The sequence below is a fragment of the Deinococcus pimensis DSM 21231 genome, from assembly GCF_000519345.1.
GTDB lineage: Bacteria > Deinococcota > Deinococci > Deinococcales > Deinococcaceae > Deinococcus_A > Deinococcus_A pimensis.
The window spans coordinates 113,585-115,916 of sequence record NZ_KI912636.1 but is presented as its reverse complement, the minus strand read 5'-3'; the positions used below and the strand labels follow the sequence as shown (position 1 = coordinate 115,916).

The window sequence follows — 2,332 nt, the reverse complement described above, 5'->3', positions numbered from 1 at the left end:
CAGTGTAGCCCCCGGGCCTACTCCCCGCCGCCTCCGCCGCCGTCGCCGCCGCCGCAGTCGGAGGAACCGGAGTCCCCGCCCGAGTCGCCGCAGGCGTCCGAGACGTCCGAGTCCCAGGAGACGTCCACGCCGTCGCCGCTCCAGGCGTACCGGGCGCGGCGACGGGGGCGCCTCGGGGAGGAGAAGGTGAACAGGACCAGACTCACGCACAGGACCGTCATCAGCAGCACGAGGAACACGTCCATGGGTCTCCTTCGGACGGGGGACCGGTACCTCGCGTCCCCGTCCTGCCCTCGTTGTGCACGACGGTTGTCAGGAGACCGTCATGGGAGCGGCCCCCACCCGGGGGTGGGGGCCGCTCCGTCAGGCGGGGGTCAGCCCGCGAGGGCCGCTTCCTCCTCGGGGGCCTTCTCGGGCGGGCGGACGTCCTCGACGGTCAGGCCGACGCCGCGCGCCCAGTCCTGGAAGGCGGCGAGGCCGCGCCGGTACATCAGCGGGCGCTTCTCGCGCTTGCCGATCTTCCTGCGCTTCTCCCCGAACTTCTGGGCGATGACCTCGGGGGAGAGGTCGGGCACGAGCGCCCAGTTGGTGTTCATGGGCTGGAAGTTCTTCGGGTTGGCGCTCGCGAGGTAGCGTACGAGGCCGCCCAGCATGCTCTCGGCGGGCGGCGTGACGGGCGCCTCTCCGAGGGCGAGCCGCGCGGCGTTGAGGCCCGCGAGCCAGCCCGTCGCGGCGCTCTCCAGGTAGCCCTCGGTGCCGGCGAGGACGCCCGCCACGAACAGCGTGGGCCGCGCGCGCAGGGCGAGCGTGTCGGTGACGGACTCGGGCGCGTTGAGGTAGGTGTTGCGGTGCATGACGCCGTAACGGACGATCTCGGCGTTCTGCAGGCCCGGGATGAGCTGCAGCACGGTCTTCTGGTCGCCCCACTTCAGGCCCGTCTGGAAGCCCACGAGGCTCCACATGCGGCCCTCGCGGTCCTCCTGCCTGAGCTGCACGACGGCGTAGGGCCAGCGGCCCGTGCGGGGGTCGTCGAGGCCCTTGGGGCTCATGGGGCCGAAGCGGGGCGTGTCGAAGCCGCGCCGCGCGATCTCCTCGATGGGCATGCAGCCGTCGAAGAACTCCAGCTTCTCCCAGTCGTGCGGGGTGTGGCCGCGCGCCTGCTCGATCGCCGAGTGGAAGCGTTCGTACTCCTCGCGGTTCATGGGGCAGTTGATGTAGTCGGCGCTCTGGTCGTAGCGGCCCGCGCGGAACGCGACGCTCATGTCGATGCTGTCGAAGGCGACGACGGGCGCGGCGGCGTCGTAGAAGCTGAGGTGGTCGGCGCCCGTCACGTTGCGCAGGGCCGCCGAGAGCGCGTCGGACGTGAGGGGCCCCGTCGCGAGGACGGCGATCCCCTGAGGCAGTTCGGTGGCCTCGCCCTCGGTCACGTGGATGAGCGGGTGGTCGCGGACGGCGCGGGTGACGCGCGCGCTGAAGTCCTCGCGTTCGACGGCGAGGGCTCCGCCCGCCGGGAGCCGGGCCGCGAAGGCCGCGTCCATCACGGCGCTCCGCACGGAGCGCATCTCGGCCTGCAGGAGGCCCTTGGCGTTGGTGTCGGCCTCGCCGCCGAGGGAGTTGCTGCACACGAGCTCCGCGAAGTTCGCGGTGCGGTGGGCGGGTGTCATGCGCGTGGGGCGCATCTCGATGAGCTTGACGCGGACGCCGAGCGAGGCGGCGGCGAGGGCCGCCTCCGAACCGCTCAGGCCCGCGCCGATGACCGTCACTTCAGGCATGAGGAGAAGTCTAGCGGTTCGTCCGGGGGGCGGGTGGGAGTCGCGGCACGTTGTGTTCGCACCTGATGAAGGAACGCTCGGGACGAGAGGAGTTCATCCTCACTCTCATTTCCCTCATATTGGGCTAACATGTAGCTCATGCCTCGTGCCGCTCAGCCCAGCCGCACCCGGAGGGTCTACTGGCTGGGCCTCCTCCTCAACCTCGCCGCGCCCGGAAGCGGACTCACCTTCGTCGGCCAGCCCGTCTGGCACGCCGTTCACGTGACCGCCGTCGTCGCGGTGGCCGCCTTCGCCGTCCTCGCGGTCAGCGTGGGCGCCGCGCCCGTCTGGCCCGCCGTGCTCGTCGTCCTCGGCGCGCTCGCCGCGTCCACCGTCCACTACCACCTCGCGTGGCGCGCACGAACCACGCGGACCGGCACCCCCACCGACGACGGCTGGCGCTGGGCGCTCATCGCCACGCACGCCCTCGCGGGCCTCGCCCTGATCGTGGGCGGCACCGTCACGTCGCTCGTGCCCCGCCTCACGAACGAACGCGACCGCGCCCAGCAGGCCCTGCGGAG

Annotated in this window: 2 protein-coding genes and 1 pseudogene; 1 reads left to right on the top strand and 2 read right to left on the bottom strand. The window is 72.2% G+C overall.

The annotated features are described in order from the left end of the window. Positions 1 to 17 precede the first annotated feature (17 nt). Together DEIPI_RS0108495 and trmFO are read right to left on the bottom strand one after the other, a co-directional pair. The gene (locus DEIPI_RS0108495) at positions 18 to 245 is read right to left on the bottom strand and encodes a hypothetical protein (RefSeq protein ID WP_027481496.1); all 228 of its coding nucleotides are present in this window, start codon (positions 243 to 245) and stop codon (positions 18 to 20) included. A 129-nt stretch (positions 246 to 374) separates the two neighbouring features. Further along, a pseudogene (trmFO, locus tag DEIPI_RS29680) lies at positions 375 to 1,811 on the bottom strand (methylenetetrahydrofolate--tRNA-(uracil(54)-C(5))-methyltransferase (FADH(2)-oxidizing) TrmFO); the annotation flags it as partial. 99 nt (positions 1,812 to 1,910) lie between these two features. Between trmFO and DEIPI_RS39300 the strand changes: the two are divergent. Further along, positions 1,911 to 2,332: hypothetical protein (locus DEIPI_RS39300; RefSeq protein WP_045233925.1), on the top strand; the 422-nt coding region annotated here is incomplete at its 3' end.